Source organism: Curtobacterium sp. MCBD17_019 (genome assembly GCF_003234555.1).
Lineage (GTDB): Bacteria > Actinomycetota > Actinomycetes > Actinomycetales > Microbacteriaceae > Curtobacterium.
Genome location: NZ_QKTT01000007.1, coordinates 1 through 16,502, shown reverse-complemented (window position 1 = coordinate 16,502; position 16,502 = coordinate 1). Strand labels below are relative to the sequence as shown.

At 72.5% G+C, this 16,502-nt stretch carries 16 protein-coding genes and 1 tRNA gene; 9 read left to right on the top strand and 8 right to left on the bottom strand.

Features of this window, described 5'->3' with window-relative positions; all coding sequences use genetic code 11:
- Positions 1 to 55 precede the first annotated feature (55 nt).
- Both DEI82_RS08235 and DEI82_RS08230 read left to right on the top strand, forming a co-directional pair.
- Complete coding sequence (locus tag DEI82_RS08235; RefSeq protein ID WP_258372009.1) at positions 56 to 901, top strand: glycosyltransferase family 2 protein; 846 nt, start codon at positions 56 to 58, stop codon at positions 899 to 901.
- A 45-nt stretch (positions 902 to 946) separates the two neighbouring features.
- Positions 947 to 2,221, top strand: a complete 1,275-nt coding sequence (locus DEI82_RS08230) for a CDP-glycerol glycerophosphotransferase family protein (protein WP_111036465.1) — start codon at positions 947 to 949, stop codon at positions 2,219 to 2,221.
- 23 nt (positions 2,222 to 2,244) lie between these two features.
- Here DEI82_RS08230 and DEI82_RS08225 read toward each other — a convergent pair whose 3' ends face one another.
- The 4 genes from DEI82_RS08225 to DEI82_RS08210 all read right to left on the bottom strand — a co-directional run bounded on the left by DEI82_RS08225 (position 2,245) and on the right by DEI82_RS08210 (position 4,968).
- The gene (locus tag DEI82_RS08225; RefSeq protein WP_111027115.1) at positions 2,245 to 2,526 is read right to left on the bottom strand and encodes a hypothetical protein; all 282 of its coding nucleotides are present in this window, start codon (positions 2,524 to 2,526) and stop codon (positions 2,245 to 2,247) included.
- 114 nt (positions 2,527 to 2,640) lie between these two features.
- A complete protein-coding gene (locus tag DEI82_RS08220) occupies positions 2,641 to 3,411 on the bottom strand; it encodes an ABC transporter ATP-binding protein (RefSeq protein ID WP_111010827.1) in 771 nt (256 codons plus the stop codon).
- Positions 3,411 to 4,229: an ABC transporter permease gene (locus tag DEI82_RS08215; RefSeq protein WP_111010826.1), complete on the bottom strand. Its 819-nt coding sequence runs from the start codon at positions 4,227 to 4,229 to the stop codon at positions 3,411 to 3,413. Before DEI82_RS08215 ends, DEI82_RS08220 begins: the two co-directional genes overlap by 1 nt.
- Positions 4,230 to 4,272: 43 nt before the next feature.
- Entirely contained in the window at positions 4,273 to 4,968 is a 696-nt protein-coding gene (locus DEI82_RS08210; protein WP_111010825.1) for an NTP transferase domain-containing protein, read from the bottom strand.
- Positions 4,969 to 5,233: 265 nt separating this feature from the next.
- Here DEI82_RS08210 and DEI82_RS08205 point away from each other — a divergent pair, with 265 nt between their 5' ends.
- Genes DEI82_RS08205 through DEI82_RS08195 form a run of 3 tightly spaced genes read left to right on the top strand, consistent with a single transcriptional unit; the run spans position 5,234 to position 8,456 of the window.
- A complete protein-coding gene (locus tag DEI82_RS08205) occupies positions 5,234 to 6,595 on the top strand; it encodes an ABC transporter ATP-binding protein (RefSeq protein WP_258372008.1) in 1,362 nt (453 codons plus the stop codon).
- Positions 6,571 to 8,142, top strand: coding sequence for an ABC transporter permease (locus DEI82_RS08200; RefSeq protein WP_111036464.1), 1,572 nt, complete (start codon positions 6,571 to 6,573; stop codon positions 8,140 to 8,142). The genes DEI82_RS08205 and DEI82_RS08200 overlap by 25 nt, the downstream gene beginning before the upstream one ends.
- Before the next feature lie 50 nt (positions 8,143 to 8,192).
- Positions 8,193 to 8,456 (top strand): DUF3039 domain-containing protein, encoded by a 264-nt coding sequence (locus tag DEI82_RS08195; protein ID WP_111010823.1) that lies wholly within the window; start codon positions 8,193 to 8,195, stop codon positions 8,454 to 8,456.
- Between the two features lie 12 nt (positions 8,457 to 8,468).
- Here DEI82_RS08195 and DEI82_RS08190 read toward each other — a convergent pair whose 3' ends face one another.
- The gene (locus tag DEI82_RS08190; protein WP_375334618.1) at positions 8,469 to 9,716 is read right to left on the bottom strand and encodes a nicotinate phosphoribosyltransferase; all 1,248 of its coding nucleotides are present in this window, start codon (positions 9,714 to 9,716) and stop codon (positions 8,469 to 8,471) included.
- Between the two features lie 211 nt (positions 9,717 to 9,927).
- On the opposite strand from DEI82_RS08190, the gene murI reads away from it, so the two are divergent.
- Genes murI through rdgB form a run of 3 tightly spaced genes read left to right on the top strand, consistent with a single transcriptional unit; the run spans position 9,928 to position 12,238 of the window.
- A complete protein-coding gene (gene murI / locus DEI82_RS08185; RefSeq protein ID WP_111036462.1) occupies positions 9,928 to 10,785 on the top strand; it encodes a glutamate racemase in 858 nt (285 codons plus the stop codon).
- Complete coding sequence (rph, locus tag DEI82_RS08180; RefSeq protein WP_111010820.1) at positions 10,782 to 11,531, top strand: ribonuclease PH; 750 nt, start codon at positions 10,782 to 10,784, stop codon at positions 11,529 to 11,531. The genes murI and rph overlap by 4 nt, the downstream gene beginning before the upstream one ends.
- Positions 11,528 to 12,238 carry an RdgB/HAM1 family non-canonical purine NTP pyrophosphatase gene (gene rdgB, locus DEI82_RS08175; RefSeq protein ID WP_111036461.1) on the top strand — a complete coding sequence of 237 codons (711 nt, stop codon included), beginning with the start codon at positions 11,528 to 11,530 and terminating at the stop codon, positions 12,236 to 12,238. The genes rph and rdgB overlap by 4 nt, the downstream gene beginning before the upstream one ends.
- Positions 12,239 to 12,382: 144 nt before the next feature.
- Here the strand turns inward: rdgB and DEI82_RS08170 are convergent, their stop codons facing one another.
- From DEI82_RS08170 to DEI82_RS08160, 3 genes are all read right to left on the bottom strand, one after another.
- The gene (locus DEI82_RS08170) at positions 12,383 to 13,084 is read right to left on the bottom strand and encodes a DedA family protein (protein ID WP_111011582.1); all 702 of its coding nucleotides are present in this window, start codon (positions 13,082 to 13,084) and stop codon (positions 12,383 to 12,385) included.
- Positions 13,085 to 13,254: 170 nt separating this feature from the next.
- A tRNA-Leu gene (locus DEI82_RS08165) sits at positions 13,255 to 13,335 on the bottom strand.
- A 50-nt stretch (positions 13,336 to 13,385) separates the two neighbouring features.
- The gene (locus tag DEI82_RS08160) at positions 13,386 to 14,669 is read right to left on the bottom strand and encodes an MFS transporter (RefSeq protein ID WP_111036460.1); all 1,284 of its coding nucleotides are present in this window, start codon (positions 14,667 to 14,669) and stop codon (positions 13,386 to 13,388) included.
- 39 nt (positions 14,670 to 14,708) lie between these two features.
- On the opposite strand from DEI82_RS08160, the gene mnmA reads away from it, so the two are divergent.
- Complete coding sequence (mnmA, locus tag DEI82_RS08155; protein WP_111036459.1) at positions 14,709 to 15,830, top strand: tRNA 2-thiouridine(34) synthase MnmA; 1,122 nt, start codon at positions 14,709 to 14,711, stop codon at positions 15,828 to 15,830.
- The last annotated feature ends 672 nt before the right edge of the window (positions 15,831 to 16,502 follow it).

Here is a 16,502-nt window from a genome sequence, read left to right as displayed (position 1 = left end):
CGGGACCCTGCGCCGCCGAGCGGTGCCGCATCGTGACCGTCCGCGGGTCGCGGTGGTGAGCCTCACACAGGGCACGCGTCCGGACGACCTCCGGCGCGGGCTCGAGTCCGTGCTCGCACAGGAGCGCGTCGAGCTCGACGTCGTGTGTGTCGGCAACGGCTGGACCCCCACCGGCCTGCCCGAGGACGTCCGACCGCTCGCGCTCGCCGAGAACGTCGGGATCCCCGCGGGCCGGAACGCCGGAGCAGCCGTCGTGGAGGGCGACTACGTGTTCTTCCTCGACGACGACGCCGCGATCCCGTCCCCGTCGTTCCTCGCGGACGCCGTGCGTGCCTTCGAGGGAGATCCGACGCTCGGACTCATCCAGCCGCGGGTCGTCGACCCGAGCGGGGCGTCCAACCCCCGCCGCTGGGTGCCCCGGATCCGCAAGGGCGACCCGCAGCGGTCCGGTCCGGTGTTCAGCGTGTGGGAGGGCGCGACGATGTTGCCGTTCGAGGTGTTCCGCGCCACGGGCGGCTGGGGGGACGTGTACTTCTACGCCCACGAGGGCATCGAGCTCGCCTGGCGCGTCTGGGGCGTCGGTCGGCGTGCCTGGTACGCGGGGGACCTCGTCGCGCACCACCCCGCGATCGACCCGGCTCGGCACCGCGAGTACTACCGGCTCAACGCCCGGAACCGGGTGTGGCTCGCCCGCCGGAACCTTCCGGCGGTGCTGCAGCCGGTGTACGTGGCGAGCTGGGCCCTCGTCCAGCTGATCCGGTGGCGTCGACACCCGCGACGACTGCTCGTGTGGTTCGCCGGTCTCCGCGAGGGCTGGTCCACCGACTGCGGCCCCCGCCGACCGCTCGGCCTCATCACCATCGCGCGCATGACCGCCGCCGGTCGGCCGCCCGTCGTCTAGCCCAGATCGAAGTGGTCGTCCCAGGACGGCCGGAAGGAGGGACCATTGCCGATCCTCCGTGACGTCCGCACCGCGCGCCGGCTGGTCACCCGCCTCGTGCGCTCGCGCCGCAACCGCCGCGAACTCGACCGACGGCTCCCGTCCGTCGACGTCCCGGATCCCCGCTCGATCGAGGTCGCCGTGTACTTCGCCGACGGACCCGTGAACATGTACCAGATCCGGCAGTGGTACGCGCCGCTGGCCAAGCTCGCCAAGGAGCACCCGGTGGCGATCATCGCGCGGTCGCCCGGCACCATGCTGAGTCTGCTCGAGGAGGCGCCCGTGGCGGTCGTGTACGCGCGGCAAGTGGTCGACCTCGAGCGGTTCGTGGACGAACAGCGCCCGCGCATCGTCCTGTACGTCAACCAGAACGCCCGAAACTTCCAGATGATGCGGTACGGGCGCATGTGGCACGTCTTCGTCAACCACGGCGAGAGCGACAAGATGTACATGACGACGAACCAGTTCAAGGCGTACGACTACGCCCTGATCGCCGGGGACGCCGCGCGCGACCGGCTGTCGAAGGCGCTGTGGGACTACGACCTCGATCGCCGGACGATCGCCATCGGACGTCCGCAGGCCGATCACTTCGCCGGCGCGGTGCCGTATCCGTCCGACGGTCGCACCGTGGTGCTCTACGCGCCGACCTGGGAGGGCGACCGGCCAGCAGCCGCGTACGGCTCCATCGCCACGCACGGCGTCGCGCTCACCGAGCGCGTGCTCGCGTCGCCCCAGCACCGGCTGGTGTACCGGCCACACCCCCGCAGCGGCGTCCGCGACGCCGACTACCGGGAGGCCCACCAGCGCATCGTCGCCGCCATCACCGCCGCGAACGCCGCTGATCCGGCCGCTCACCACGTGTACGACGACGGTCCGGTGCTCGGGTGGCAGCTCGCCGACGCCGACGTCGCGATCACGGACATCAGCGCGATGATCTACGACCGGCTCGCCGTCGGTCGCCCGTTGATCGTGACGCGGCCCGTCCATCCGGACGCCGAGGTCGACGAGGGCGGCTACCTGACGGCTGCGGACTGGCTCCACGCCGAGGACGCCCCCGCCGTGCTCGACCGGGTCGACGCGGCGCTGCACGACGCCTCGCAGACCGAGCGGCTCCAGTACTGGGTGGGCCGGTACTTCGGGGACACGACGCCCGGAGCGGCGACGGCGCGGTTCCACGCCGCGGTCGAGCGGTTGCTCGCCCGCTGGCACGAGGTCGCGCGCGAACGCGGTGCCGATGACGCGCGCGGTGACACGCCCACCGCGCCTGCGCCCACCGCCTGACCTGCGCTCCGGCCCGGGCGCCCTCACAGGGCGACCCGCCAGAGGTACTCCTGCCGGTCGGGCCGGCGCCACCGGACGACGACCACGCCGGCGTCCTCCGGCGCCCCACCGAACACGGCGATGCCGAGTGCCTGACCGGGATCGAGCCGGCGGATGCGGAGCGGGGGAGCGTACCCGGTGCCGAGATGCGTGAGGGTGAGGCCGTCGAGTGGTTCGTCGCTCCGGTTCCGGAGGTCGTAGCGGTGCGGGCTGTCGGATCGTTCGAGCTGGAAGGGGACGGGGTACGCGGTCTCGGTGTGGAGCATGGGGCCGACGCTAGGGGGAGCGGCCGACGGTGGGGGCCGGGCGGACCCATGGGCCGACGGGGGTTGTGGAGCGGGGCGGTGCGGCTCCGGTTGTGGAGCGGGAGCGAGCGCGGGTCAGGCGCCGGCGCTGTCCGCCGCGTAGCGGTCGAGCGCCTCGTCGATCGTGCCGTCGAGCACGAGTGCTCCCTTGTCCAGGTAGAGGCCGCGCGTGCAGAAGCGGCGCAGGTCCTTGTCGTTGTGGGACACGAAGAACAGCGTGCGACCACCGGCGAGCATCTCGTCGATGCGGCGGTAGCACTTCTCGCGGAACGCCCTGTCGCCCACGGCGAGGACCTCGTCGACCAGGATGATCGGCTCCTCGAGGCGTGCGATCACCGCGAACGCGATCCGGACCTTCATGCCGCTCGACAGGTGCTTGTAGGGGGTGTCGACGAAGTCACCGATCTCGGCGAAGGCGATGATGTCGTCGAAGGCCGCCTGGATCTCGGCCTTCGACATGCCGTGGAGGCCGGCGGTGAGGAAGACGTTGTCGCGTACGGTCAGGTCGCCGACGAAGCCACCGGTGATCTCGATGAGCGGCGCGACCCCGGCGCCGACGTGGACCCGGCCCTCGTCGGGCAGCATCACCTGCGCCACGAGCTTGAGCAGCGTCGACTTGCCCTGGCCGTTGCGCCCGACCACGCCGATCGACTCGCCCGGCTGCACCGTGAACGAGACGTGTCGGAGGGCCCAGAACTCGTCGGGGCGTCGTCGTCGGCTCCGCCCCGCGAAGAGGTCCTTGAAGCTCCGGTGCGAGCGGCGGTTGCGACGGAACCGGATGCCCGCGTCCTCGACCGCGATCACCGGGGTCGTGCGGACGTCGACGGTGGCGACGGGTGCGGTCATCAGAGCTCCTTGAGGACGCGGCGCTCACTCGCGCGGAACACGAGCAGGCCGACGCCGAGCACGACGAGGGTGACGACCGCGCCGACCACGATCGCCCGCTCGTTGAACTGGTTGGGGAAGAACCCCGACCGGTACATGCTGAAGATGCCCGTCAGCGGGTTGAACGACGACCAGCCGTGCAGGGCCTTCGGCAGGTTGAGGGGCGAGTAGATGATCGGCGACGCGTAGAAGGCGAAGCGGAGAACGAGCTTCGTCGCGCGCTCGAGGTCGCGGAAGAACACGACGAGGGGGGCGACGATCATGCCGATGCCGTAGACGAGCACGAGCTGCTCGACGATCGCGACGGGGAACCAGACGATCTGCCAGTGCACGGGCGCTCCGGAGACCACGGCGAACAGCGCGAGGACCGGGATGCTGAAGAGGAACTCGATGCCCTTCGACAGATCGACCCGCGCCACCCAGATGCTCCGCGGGATCGTCGTCGAGCGGATGAGCTTGGTCTCCTTGATGAACGCGCGCGTCGAGTCGGAGACGGCGCCGGTGAACCACATCCACGGCAGCAGGGCCGTGAGCAGGAACACGATGTACGGTTCCTCGCCGACGTCGCGGTGGAACACCTGCGTGAAGACGAACCAGTAGATGCCCGACATGACGAGCGGATCGAGGATCGACCACAGGTACCCGAGCGCGGAGGTCGAGTACCGGACCCGGAGGTCCCGCATCGTCAGGAGCCAGAGTGCGTGACGGTACCGGGTGCTCGCGGTCCGTGAGGCTGCCGGGGCGGTCGGTGTGGTCACCGGCGCACTCGTCGTGGTCATGCGTTCCCTCGGCATCGAGCCGAGGCGACCCGGACGGAACGGATCAGACGAACAGGTCGTTCGCGCGCTCGAGGTCCTCGGCGAAGTCGATCTCGACCGCGTAGAGGTCGGAGATGTCTACGGGCGACCAGCGTAGCCCGTCCTCGGCGATGGCCGCCTCGATGCCGCCCTCGAAGTACTCCTGGTCGTCGACGCGACCGAGCTGACGGATGAGCGCCTGCTTGTCGGACGAGGAGACGTAGTTGATGCCGACGGCCTCACCGAGCCCACCGACGACCCGCTTCGAGAGCTTGTCGATGAAGCCCTCGGCGTCGACGGTGTACTTGACCTCTTCGTCCGAGACCTTCTCGGTGTTGACGCTGACGAACGAGCGGTCCTGGTCCATCATGTCCGCAGCGCGCACGAGCGCACGCGGGTCGAACACGACGTCGCCGTTCATCCAGAGGACTCCGCCCTTGCCGGACGCGCCGAGCGCACGGAGGAGGCTCTTCGAGGTGTTCGTGGAGTCGTAGGACTCGTTGTAGACGAAGGAGGCCTCGGGGAAGGCCTCGACGATGTACTCCGACTTGTAGCCGACGACGATCGTGACGCGTGCGGAGGACCCGAACGCGGCGCGGATGTTGTCGAACTGCTGCTGCATGATGGTCCGGCCGTCCGCCAGCTCGGTGAGGGGCTTCGGGAGCGAGCGACCGAGCCGGCTGCCCATGCCCGCGGCGAGGATCACGATCTGCGTGGTCATGCTGGTCTCCTCGGGGTCCGCCCGGGCGCCGTTGCGCGGTCGGGCTGATCGATCCTGCCCGAGACGTCTCTGAGATGCCCGAGAACATCGGTACCCCGGGGACGGACGAGCGCGGCAGGTTGCTGATTCGTGAACACACCGTTGTGTCTCGGTGAATCCTAGGCGCCCTCGTGCGCGGAGCGGCCGGGCACCGCGCATTTCGTGTCCGATTCGTGATCGTGCGGAGCCGGGCTCGCGTCATCCCTGGCGTTGGTACGGTGGGGCGGTGGGAGCTGTGACCGACGATGCGGACGACGCCGTCGGTGCTGCCACCCGGAACATGGATGGCGTCGACGAACGGCGCGGTACGGGGGACGACGTGACCGACGGCGAGCGGACCGACGGCGAGGGCGGCGCGCTGCCCGCCGCCGTCCCGAAGAGCACGACGCCGAAGCCCCGGGTCAAGCGACCGGCGGCACCGCGGACGGGTGCCGGTCGTTCCGGCGCTGCACGTCCGGGTGCACCGCGCGGTCGCGCCGGCGCTGCCCGCGGTGCGCGTGGCGCCGAGGAGGCGACCGCGGCCGCCGGCCCCGCTGCGGACGAGTCCTCGCCCTACGCGACCATGGACGCGACGGCGGACCTGTCGGAGTTCCCGCTCGAGGACGTCGGTGACCTGCCTCCCGCTGTCGGTGACGACGATGCGATCGTGACGTCCACGGACGCTCCGCCCGTCGGGGCCACGGCGCCCGCGGTTCCGGCCGAGCAGGACGACGCCACCCGGGACGCCCGGGGACAACGCACCACGGCCGCCGCGCCCGGCACCGCCCGGACCGGCAAGAAGCGGGCCGCCCGACCCGTGACGAAGCGCACCTCGCCCCGGCCGCAGCAACCGGTCGTCCTGGCGGCCTCCGGACTCGTCAAGCGGTACGGCCAGACGGTCGCCGCCGACCACATCGACCTGGAGATCCGCAAGGGCTCGGTGTTCGGCGTCGTCGGTCCGAACGGTGCCGGCAAGACGACCACGCTCTCGATGCTGACCGGGCTCCTCCGCCCCGACGCGGGCAGCGTGACCGTCCTCGACCACGACGTCTGGTCCGACCCGACCGCGGCGAAGCGTGCGATGGGGGTGCTCCCGGACCGACTCCGCCTGTTCGACCGCCTGACGGGCGCACAGCTGCTCTTCTACTCGGCGACGCTGCACGGCCTCGACCGGGCCACGGCACGCTCGAGGAGCGCGGACCTGGCGCAGGCGTTCGACCTCGGCGAGGCCCTCGGTCGGCAGGTCGCGGACTACTCCGTCGGCATGGCGAAGAAGATCGCCCTCGCCGCGACACTGATCCACTCGCCGCGGCTCCTCGTGCTCGACGAGCCGTTCGAGTCGGTCGACCCGGTCAGTGCCGTCACGATCACCGACATCCTGCGCCGGTACGCCGCGGGCGGTGGCACCGTGGTGCTGTCGAGCCACTCCATGGAACTGGTGCAGCGCACGTGCGACTCGGTCGCGATCATCGTCGGTGGGCAGGTGCTCGCGTCGGGCACGATGGCCCAGGTCCGCGGGCGCAAGAGCCTCGAGGACAAGTTCGTCGAACTCGCCGGTGGCCGGGTCGTCGGAGAGAGCATGGAATGGTTGCACAACTCCTCCGACTGAGACTCGACTCGCTGGGCGGCGCGCTCCGCCGGTCCGCGTCCCGCTCCGTCCTCGTGGTGGTCGCCGCGCTGGCCGCGTTCGTCGCAGCCGCATGCGCCGCCGCCGCCGTGGCCGGGCTCCGCGATGACACCGCGTCGACGGCCGCGGCCCTCGTCGTGCCGGTCGGCGCACTCGTGGCGCTCGGCTTCACGCTCGTCCCGTTCGCGCTCGGTGAGGGGGACCAGCTCGACCCACGGCGCTTCGCCACGTTCGGCATCGGCCGTCGCGACCTCACCCTCGGGCTCGGCGTCGCCGGACTCGTCGGGGTGCCGACCGTGGCCGTGGCCGTCGTCGCCGTGGCGCAGGTGGTCGCCTGGAGCCGGGGCGTCGGCACGACACTGCTCGCGCTGCTGTCCGCGGTCCTCGTCGTGCTCACCTGCGCGCTCCTCGCACGGGTGACGGCGACGCTCGGCGCCTGGCTGTTCGCCGCGCACCGCACCCGCGACGCCGGCTGGCTCGTCGCACTCGTGGTGGTGGTCCTCGGCCTGCCGGCGCTCTCGCTCGTGGTCATGGCGGCCCGACACGACCCCGTGTCGGCGAGCGTCCGGCACGCGGCACGGGCCGCCGGTTGGACCCCGTGGGGTGCGGCGTGGTCGTTCCCCGCGTCCGCCGCGGCCGGGCACGTGGGGGCCGCCGTGGGGCAGCTCGTCGTCGCCCTCGCCGTCATCGGCGTGCTCGGGTGGGCGTGGTGGGCACTCGTCGGCACGCTGCTGGAACACGTCGACGCGGGTCGTCGCACCCGGCGCTACCGCACGCTCGGCTGGTTCGACCAGCTCCCGGCGCACCCGGTCGGCGCCGTGGCCGCGCGGAGCTTGAGCTACTGGAGCCGCGACCCGCGCTACCGGTCGTCGTACCTCGTGCTCCTGTTCGTGCCCATCGTGGTGCTGCCGCTCGGCGTCGCGGGCATGCCGTGGCACTGGACGGCGCTCGTGCCGCTGCCGATCATGGCGCTCATCGCCGGGTTCCTGCCCCACAACGACGCCTCGTACGACAACACCGCGGTGTGGCTCCACGTCGCGTCGGGGGCACCGGGGTGGAGCGACCGGCTCGGTCGGCTCGTGCCCGTGCTCGTCGTCGGCGTACCCGCCCTGGTGATCGGCGCGGTGGTGTCCGTCTGGCTCTACGGCGACCCGTCGCTGCTGCCGGTGGTGCTCGGCGTGGCCGGGTGCGCACTGCTCACGGGCCTCGGGCTGTCGAGCATCGCGTCCGCGCTCCTGCCGTACCCGGCGGTCCGACCGGGCGACCACCCGTTCCGGCAGCCGCAGGCCACGGGCGCGCTCGCCGTCACCGCGCAGTCCGCGACGATCGTCGTGACCGTGCTGCTGACCCTGCCCGCCGGGTGGTTCGCCGTGCGCGCGTTCCGTGACGGTCTGCACCCCTGGGCGCTCGCGACGCTCGGCTCGGGCATCGCCATCGGGGTCGTGGTGCTCGTGATCGGCGTGTTCGTCGGCGGCCGGCTCTTCGACCGCTCCGGGCCGGACATCCTCGCTGCGGCGCAGCGGAACTGATCGGGCGGAGCGCACATCCGGTCCACCGGACGGCGACGTACCCTGGGTCCATGAGCACGATGGAACCGGGTGGTGGCGGCCTCGACGTGATGGACCGCGAGCTCGAGCAGCTCCTCGAGGACGAGGGCGTCGAGCCCGGGGACCACGAGCGCTTCTCGCACTACGTGAAGAAGGAGAAGATCCTCGAGTCCGCGATGACGGGCAAGCCCGTCAAGGCGCTGTGCGGCAAGAAGTGGACGCCGGGACGTGACCCGGAGAAGTTCCCGGTCTGCCCCACCTGCAAGGAGATCTACGAGCGCATGCGCGACGAGTAGTCCGTCCCGTCCTCACGCGTACAGCGTGGGGACGGCCGGTTCGCCGCGACCGATCCGTTCGGCGTCCGCCGGGAGCTCGGCCTTCGCCCGGCGGTGATGCCGGCGCGCAGCATCGACCCCGTGCACGCCGAGGAACGCGTCGTCGACCTCGCCGTGCGTCACGACCGGGACGAGCAGGGGCCGTTCGTCGTCCGCGGGAGCACCGCCCACGTGCAGGACCTCGGCGACCGCGACACCGTCCTGCAGCCTGCGCCCCGCGGTCTTCGCACCACCGACCGTCGCCTTGTCGGCGGATTTCTTGGCGACCGGCACCCACGCTCCCGAGGCGTCCTCGTGTGCAACGAGCTTGAACACCATGCCCGCCGCCGGGTGACCGCTGCCGGACACGACGCTCGTGCCGACGCCGTACGAGTCGACGGGGGCTGCCCGGAGCGCCGCGATCGTGTACTCGTCGAGGTCGTTCGTCACCGTGATCTTCGTCGACGTCGCTCCCAGGCGGTCGAGCTGCGCGCGCACGGTCGCGACGACGCTCGGCAGGTCGCCGCTGTCGATGCGGACCGCACCGAGGTGTCCGTCGGTCAGTCGGACCGCCGTCTCGACCGCGCGCTCGATGTCGAAGGTGTCCACGAGCAGGGTCGTGCCGTCACCGAGTGCCGCGAGCTGTGAGCGGAACGCGGCCTCCTCGGAGTCGTGGAGGAGCGTGAAGGCGTGTGCGGCCGTGCCCATCGTCGGGATGCCGAAGACGCGGCCGGCCTCGAGGTTGCTCGTCGCCCCGAACCCCGCCACGTAGGCCGCCCGGGCGGCGGCGACCGCGCTGCGTTCCCCGGTCCGGCGCGACCCCATCTCGGCGAGGGGGCGGCGGTCGGCCGCCGACACCATGCGCGCCGCGGCGGACGCGACCGCCGAGTCGGCGTTGAGCACGCTGAGCGCGAGTGTCTCGAGCACGACCGCCTCGGCGAACGTGCCCTCGATCTGGAGGATCGGTGAGTTCGGGAAGTACACCTCGCCTTCCCGGTACGCCCGGACGTCGCCACGGAACCGGTAGCCCGCGAGCCAGTCCGCGGTGCCGGGGGCGACGATGCGTCGGTCGCGGAGGAACGCGATGTCGTCGTCGTCGAAGCGGAACTCGTCGAGCAGGGCGAGGAACCGTCCCAGTCCCGCGGACACCCCGTACCGGCGGCCGTCGGGCAGGCGCCGTGCGAACACCTCGAACACGCAGCGGCGGTCCGCGGTGCCGTCCTTGAGGGCGGCGTCCACCATCGTGAGCTCGTACTGGTCGGTGAGGAGGGCCGTGGTCACCCGCCCGAGCGTAGTCCGGGCCGTCGTGCTGCCGTCGTGCTGCCGACCTGCCGCGCGCCGGACCGGCGGGCCGTCGGAGCGGCCGCGCGGCGGAGCGGCCGCGGGATGGGCGGGCGGACCGCCGGACGGGTGTCGGGCCTCCCGGCCGAGCCGCGCGGGTACGCTGGGGGCCGTGACGGACGCGCCCATCGGAGTCTTCGACAGCGGTGTCGGCGGCCTCACCGTCGCCCGCGCGATCATCGACCAGCTGCCGCGCGAGTCGATGCGCTACGTCGGGGACACCGCACACTCGCCGTACGGCCCGAAGCGGATCGCCGACGTCCGCCGGTACGCGCTCGACGTCATGGACGACCTGGTGGACCAAGGGGTCAAGGCGCTCGTCATCGCCTGCAACACGGCGAGCTCCGCCGTGCTCCGGGACGCCCGGGAGCGCTACGAGCAGGCCTACGGGATCCCGGTCGTCGAGGTGATCCAGCCCGCCGTGCGCGCCGCGGTCAAGCAGAGCAGGACGCGCCGGATCGGCGTCATCGGCACGATCGGCACCATCGGTTCGCGGTCCTACGAGGACGCCTTCGCGGCGGCCTCGGACGTCACGCTGACCCTCGCCGCCTGTCCCCGGTTCGTCGAGTTCGTGGAGGCCGGGGACACCGCCTCGCCCGCGCTCCGCGCCGTGGCCGAGCAGTACCTCGCGCCGATCCGCGCCGCCGACGTCGACACGCTCGTGCTCGGCTGCACCCACTACCCGCTCATGTCCGCCGCGATCCAGTACGTCATGGGTCCGGACGTCACCCTCGTCTCGAGCGCCGAGGAGACCGCGAACGACGTCTACCGTCGACTCGTCGAGCACGGCATCGAGCGGACGGCGACGACGCCGCCGACGTACGCGTTCGACACCACCGGGACCGACCGCGCCGGCTTCATCCGGCTCGCCCGCCGGTTCCTCGGACCGGAGGTCTCCCGCGTGGGTCATCTCGAGACCGGCGCGATCGACCTGCCACGCATCCCAGCCACCACCGGAAGGACACCATGACCGACGACGGCACCCGCATCGACGGACGCACCGCCACCGACCACCGTCCCGTGACCATCGAGCGCGGCTGGAGCGCCCAGGCGGAGGGCAGCGCGCTCATCGCCTTCGGCGGCACCAAGGTGCTCTGCACGGCGTCCTTCACGAACGGCGTCCCGCGCTGGATGGCGGGCAAGGGCACCGGGTGGGTGACCGCGGAGTACTCGATGCTCCCGCGCTCCACGAACGAGCGCATGCAGCGCGAGTCGATCAAGGGCAAGGTCGGCGGGCGGACGCACGAGATCTCGCGGCTGATCGGCCGGTCGCTCCGTGCCGTCGTCGACATGAAGGGACTCGGCGAGAACACCATCGTGCTCGACTGCGACGTCCTGCAGGCCGACGGCGGGACCAGGACGGCGTCCATCACGGGCGCGTACGTCGCCCTCGCCGACGCGATCGCCTGGGGCCGCGAGCGCGGGTTCGTCGGCAAGAAGGCGACGCCGCTCACGGACAGCGTCGCCGCGATCTCCGTCGGGATCGTCGGCGGCGTGCCGATGCTCGACCTGGCGTACGAGGAGGACTCGCGCGCGGACACCGACATGAACATCGTCACGACGGGTGCCGGGACCTTCGTCGAGGTGCAGGGAACCGCCGAGCACGCTCCGTTCGACCGGGCCGAGCTCGACACGCTGCTCGACCTCGGGCTCGCCGGAACGGCCTCGCTCGCGGCGATCCAGCGTGCGGTCCTCGCCGAGACGGCGACGGCATGACCGGGGCCGGGGCGGGGGCCGACGCCGCCGGGGTCCACGCCGACGCCGCCGCCGGGGCCGACGCCGCCGCCGGGGCCGACGCCGCCGCCGGGGCGGCGCGCGACCGCGTCGTCGTCCTCGCGACGCACAACGCGCACAAGGTCCAGGAGCTGCAGCGGATCCTCGGCGACGCACTCGCGGGCATCCGCCTCGTCGCCTACGACGGTCCCGAGCCGGTCGAGGACGGCGACACCTTCGGCGCGAACGCGCTGATCAAGGCGCGGGCCTGCGCGGCGCACACCGGACTGCCGGCCCTGGCCGACGACTCGGGCATCGCGGTCGACGCCCTCGGCGGGGCGCCCGGCATCCACTCGGCGCGCTACGCCGGGACCCGCGACGACGGGGACAACCTGCGACTGCTGCTCGCGAACATGGCCGGCGTGGTGCAGCGCACCGCGGCGTTCGTGTGCGCCGCGGCGTTCGTCGTGCCGTCGTCCGACCCCGCGACGTCGGCGGAGTGGGAGCACGTCGAGGAAGCCGTGTGGAACGGCGAGGTGCTCGAGGCCCCCGCGGGGTCCGGCGGCTTCGGGTACGACCCGGTGTTCCGACCGGACGACGCCGGGGTCTCGGCCGCCGAACTGTCCGCGGCGGAGAAGGACGCCCTCAGCCACCGGTCGAAGGCGTTCCGTGCGATCGCGCCGATCGTCCGCGAGTACTTCGGCGTCTGACACCGGCGCCGCATGGATCGGCCCCGGTCCGTCGGGCTGCTGGCGGGCCTCCCGGACGGCGGAGCGAGGAGGGGCGCGCGAGGTCGGCCCGACCTGGCGGGCCGCCGGCGGGCCTCCCGGCCGGGTCAGGGCCTCCCGGCCGGGTCAGCGGGCGGTCGACTCGCCCGCGGTCCCGTGCTCGTCCGACTCGCGCTTCGCCTTGCGCGCGTTCCGCACGTAGGTCAGCGCGGCCGGGACGACCGTGACGACGACCGCTGCGAGCAGGATGACGTCGATGTAGTTGCGCACGAAGTGCGCGACCGGCGGGATGTAGCCGAGGACGTAGCCGAGGAACGTCACCCCGGTGCCCCAGAGGAGCGCGCCGATCGCGTTGTACAGCGAGTACCGGCGGTAGGACATGCGGCCGACACCGGCGGCGATCGGCGCGAAGGTCCGGACGACCGGCACGAAGCGGGCCACGATGACCGCGAGTGCACCGAACCGGTCGAAGAACGCGTAGGTCCGGTCGACGTTCGACTTCGAGAACAGACCGCTCTCGCGTCGCTCGAAGATCGGGGGACCGACCTTGCGACCGATGAAGTACCCGACCTCGCCACCGAGGAACGCGGCAGCGCCGACGCAGAGGGCGATGAGCCAGATCGGCAGGCCGCCGAGGTGCCCGTGCTGGTCGAACGCCGTGAGTCCGGCGATCACGAGCAGGGTGTCACCGGGGAAGATGAACCCGATGAGCAGGCCGGTCTCGGCGAAGATGATCGCGCACAGCACGAGGACCGCGATGGATCCGAAGTGGTGGAGGATGTAGGTCGGATCCAGCCACGGGATCAGGGCAAGTGCGACGGTCGTCATGACTCTCTTCCGGTCGTCGGGCGCTCGGCTGGCTGCGCAGCCAGCGGCGGCACGGCGGCTCGCGGGGCGGGCGCCCGCACCACGAGGGTAGCGGTTCCGCGGCCTCGACCCGTGGGACCGTCGTGTGCGGCCTGCACGTTCGATCAGTGCCGGCTCCGTGGCCAGCTGCGTGCGGGAGAAGGGACTCGAACCCTCACGCCTAGGGCACAGGAACCTAAATCCTGCGTGTCTGCCAGTTTCACCACTCCCGCCGGCACGGTCAGTGTAGCCAGCGGCTGCGGAGGCGGAGCCGGGGCGCCGGTCAGCGCAGCGGGCGCGGGAGGTACCGCGGCACGTACCGGAGCAGCACGCCGACGCCGACGATCCCGAGCACCCCCATCACGCCGCTCGCGACGGCGATGGAGGCGACCGCCGTGACGCCCGAGATGACGAGGGGTGCTGCCGCGCTCCCGAAGTCGCCCGTGAACCGCCACGCGCCGAGGAACGGCGCGGGCGCCATGCGCGGCGCGAGGTCGGCGCCGAGGGTCATGAGGATGCCCGATCCGACGCCGTTCGCGAGCGACATCAGCATCGCGACCCCGACGAACCAGACCACCCGGGTGTCGAGGTGGTCGCTCCACGCCAGGAGGAAGTAGCACAGGCTCAGGCCCCCGAGGCACGGCAGCGCGCTCGCGAGCCGGCCGAACCGGTCCATGATCTGACCACTCGTGTAGAACAGCGCGAAGTCGATCGCGCCGGCGATCCCGATCACGAGTGCGGCGGTCGAGTCGTCCATGCCGACGCTCACCGCCCACAGCGGCAGGATCACCTGACGCCCCGCCCGCATCGCGCCGATGAGGCCCGCGCCGCTGCCCAACCGCAGGAGCACCGCGCGGTGTCGGCGGATCGTGCCGAACAGGCCCTCGGCGCCCTCTCGGGCGGCCTCACCGCCCGGGTCCGCGGACGCGGCAGCGGGACGTGCGGGCGACGGCCGGGAGGCCCGGGGCCGGACCCGGAGGCCGCGTGCGCCGTCGACGGGGTCGCGTACGACGAGGAGGACCCCGGCGGCCGCCAGACAGCAGACGACGTGGATCCAGAACGCGCTCTGCGTCGAGCCGGTCACGTGCGTCAGGCCCGCGGACAGGAACGGACCGACGAAGTACCCGAAGCGGAACACGCCGCCGAGGGTCGAGAGCGCCCGGGCCCGGATCGCGATCGGCACCGAGGTCGTCATGTACGCGTGCCGCGCGAGGGCGAACACCGCCGTGGAGACCCCGACCAGGAACACCCCGACCGCGAGCACGACCGCGTTCGGGGACCACACCGCGACGAGGAGGCCGACGATGCTCACGAGCGCGGCGCCGATCATGGCGGTGCGCTCGCCGATCGCCGCCACGACCCAGCCGCTCGGCACGTCGCCGATGAGCTCGCCCACCAGGATGAGCGACGCGACGAACCCCGCGAACGCGAGCGTCGCCCCGAGCGAGTGCGCCGCGATCGGGATGATCGGGATGATCGCGCCCTCGCCGATGGCGAAGAGCGTCGCGGGCAGGAACGCGGACAACGCGACCGCGCGGAGGTCGAAGGTGGCGTCGCGCGAGCTCATGGCCCCTCCACGGTACGCCCGACGACGTACGCTTGAGGGATGAGGGTGCTGGCAGCGATGAGTGGTGGCGTCGACTCGGCCGTGGCCGCCGCCCGGGCCGTCGACGCCGGACACGACGTCGTCGGGGTCCACCTCGCGCTGAGTCGCATGCCGGGGACGCTCCGGACGGGCAGCCGTGGCTGCTGCACGATCGAGGACTCGATGGACGCCCAGCGCGCGGCAGCCGCGATCGGGATCCCGTACTACGTGTGGGACTTCTCCGAGCGGTTCGCCGAGGACGTCGTCGACGACTTCGTCGCCGAGTACTCCGCCGGGCGCACCCCGAACCCGTGCATGCGGTGCAACGAGCGGATCAAGTTCGCGGCGCTGCTCGAGAAGGCCCTGGCGCTCGGGTTCGACGCCGTCGCCACCGGGCACTACGCCTCGATCGTCACGGGTGCGGACGGTTCCCGCGAACTCCACCGTGCCGCGGCCTGGGCGAAGGACCAGTCCTACGTGCTCGGGGTCCTGACGGCGGAGCAGCTCGCGCACGCGATGTTCCCGCTCGCCGCGACGCCGTCGAAGGCCGAGGTCCGGGCGGAGGCCGCAGCGCGTGGCCTGACCGTCGCCCAGAAGCCCGACAGCCACGACATCTGCTTCATCCCGGACGGGGACACCCGTGGGTGGCTCGCGGACCGCGTCGGCACGGCGACCGGTGACATCGTCGAGCGCGACGGCACCGTGGTCGGCTCGCACGAGGGCGCCCACGCGTACACCGTCGGGCAGCGGCGGGGGCTCGCCATCGGTCACCCCGCACCGGACGGGCGGCCGCGGTTCGTGCTCGAGGTGCGGCCGAAGGACAACACCGTCGTGGTCGGGCCGAAGGAGGCCCTGGCGATCGCGGAGCTCGCGGGTGCGCGCTTCACGTGGGCCGGTGCGGCCCCGGCCGACCCGACCCTCCCGTTCGACTGCGAGGTCCAGATCCGCGCCCACGCCGACCCCGTGCCGGCGGTGGCTCGGGTCGCCGCCACGCCGACCGGTGGGACGGAACTCGTCGTCACGCCGGCGGAGCCGATCGTCGGCGTCGCCCCCGGGCAGACCGCCGTCGTGTACGTCGGCACGCGCGTCCTCGGGCAGTGCACGATCGACCGCACGGTCTCGGCGGTGCCTGCGGTCCGCTGAGGCGGCGTGTCTGGGCGTGTCTGGGCGTGACGGGGGCGTGGTCCGGCGCTGGCCGCGGGGCCGTCAGCGCGCGGAGCGCGCGGCCGTACCCGGCCGGCGCGTCGGCGCGGGCCGTCCGGCCGTCTCCCGCCGTCGCGGCCCGCTGCGTTGGGAACTCAGGACCGTTGGTCGTGGGGCGGCGTCGGGTGGGGCCTCTCGGCGGGATCGTCCTGCGTTGTCGACGGGGCTGACGAGGCAGCCGCTGCGGCCGGGAGGCCCGGTGCGGCACCGGCGGGCCGGCGCGGCCCGGCTTGTTCCGCCCTGTTGGCAATTCAGGAACGAGGTTGTGTGGCGGGGCCGCGTGAGCCCTCCTGGCCGGCTTGTCCTGAGTTGTCGACGGGGCTGACGAGCGGGGCAGCCGCCGCGGCCGGGAGGCCCGGCGCGGCACCGGCGGGCCGGTGCCGCCGGGCGGGCGGCGGGGCGGCCAGGCCAGGCGCGGTCGCGGTCGCGGTCGGGTGGACCGTCGGCCCCGTCCCGTTGGCAACTCAGGAATGTCAGCTGTGTGGCGTGGTCGAGTGGGGCCTCCTGGCTGGGTCGTCCTGAGTTGTGGATGGGGCGGACGCGCGGGTTGACGCGCGGGCCGTCGGGCTGCTGGGAGGCCGGTGGGGACCTGTCTCTTATACACATCTCCGA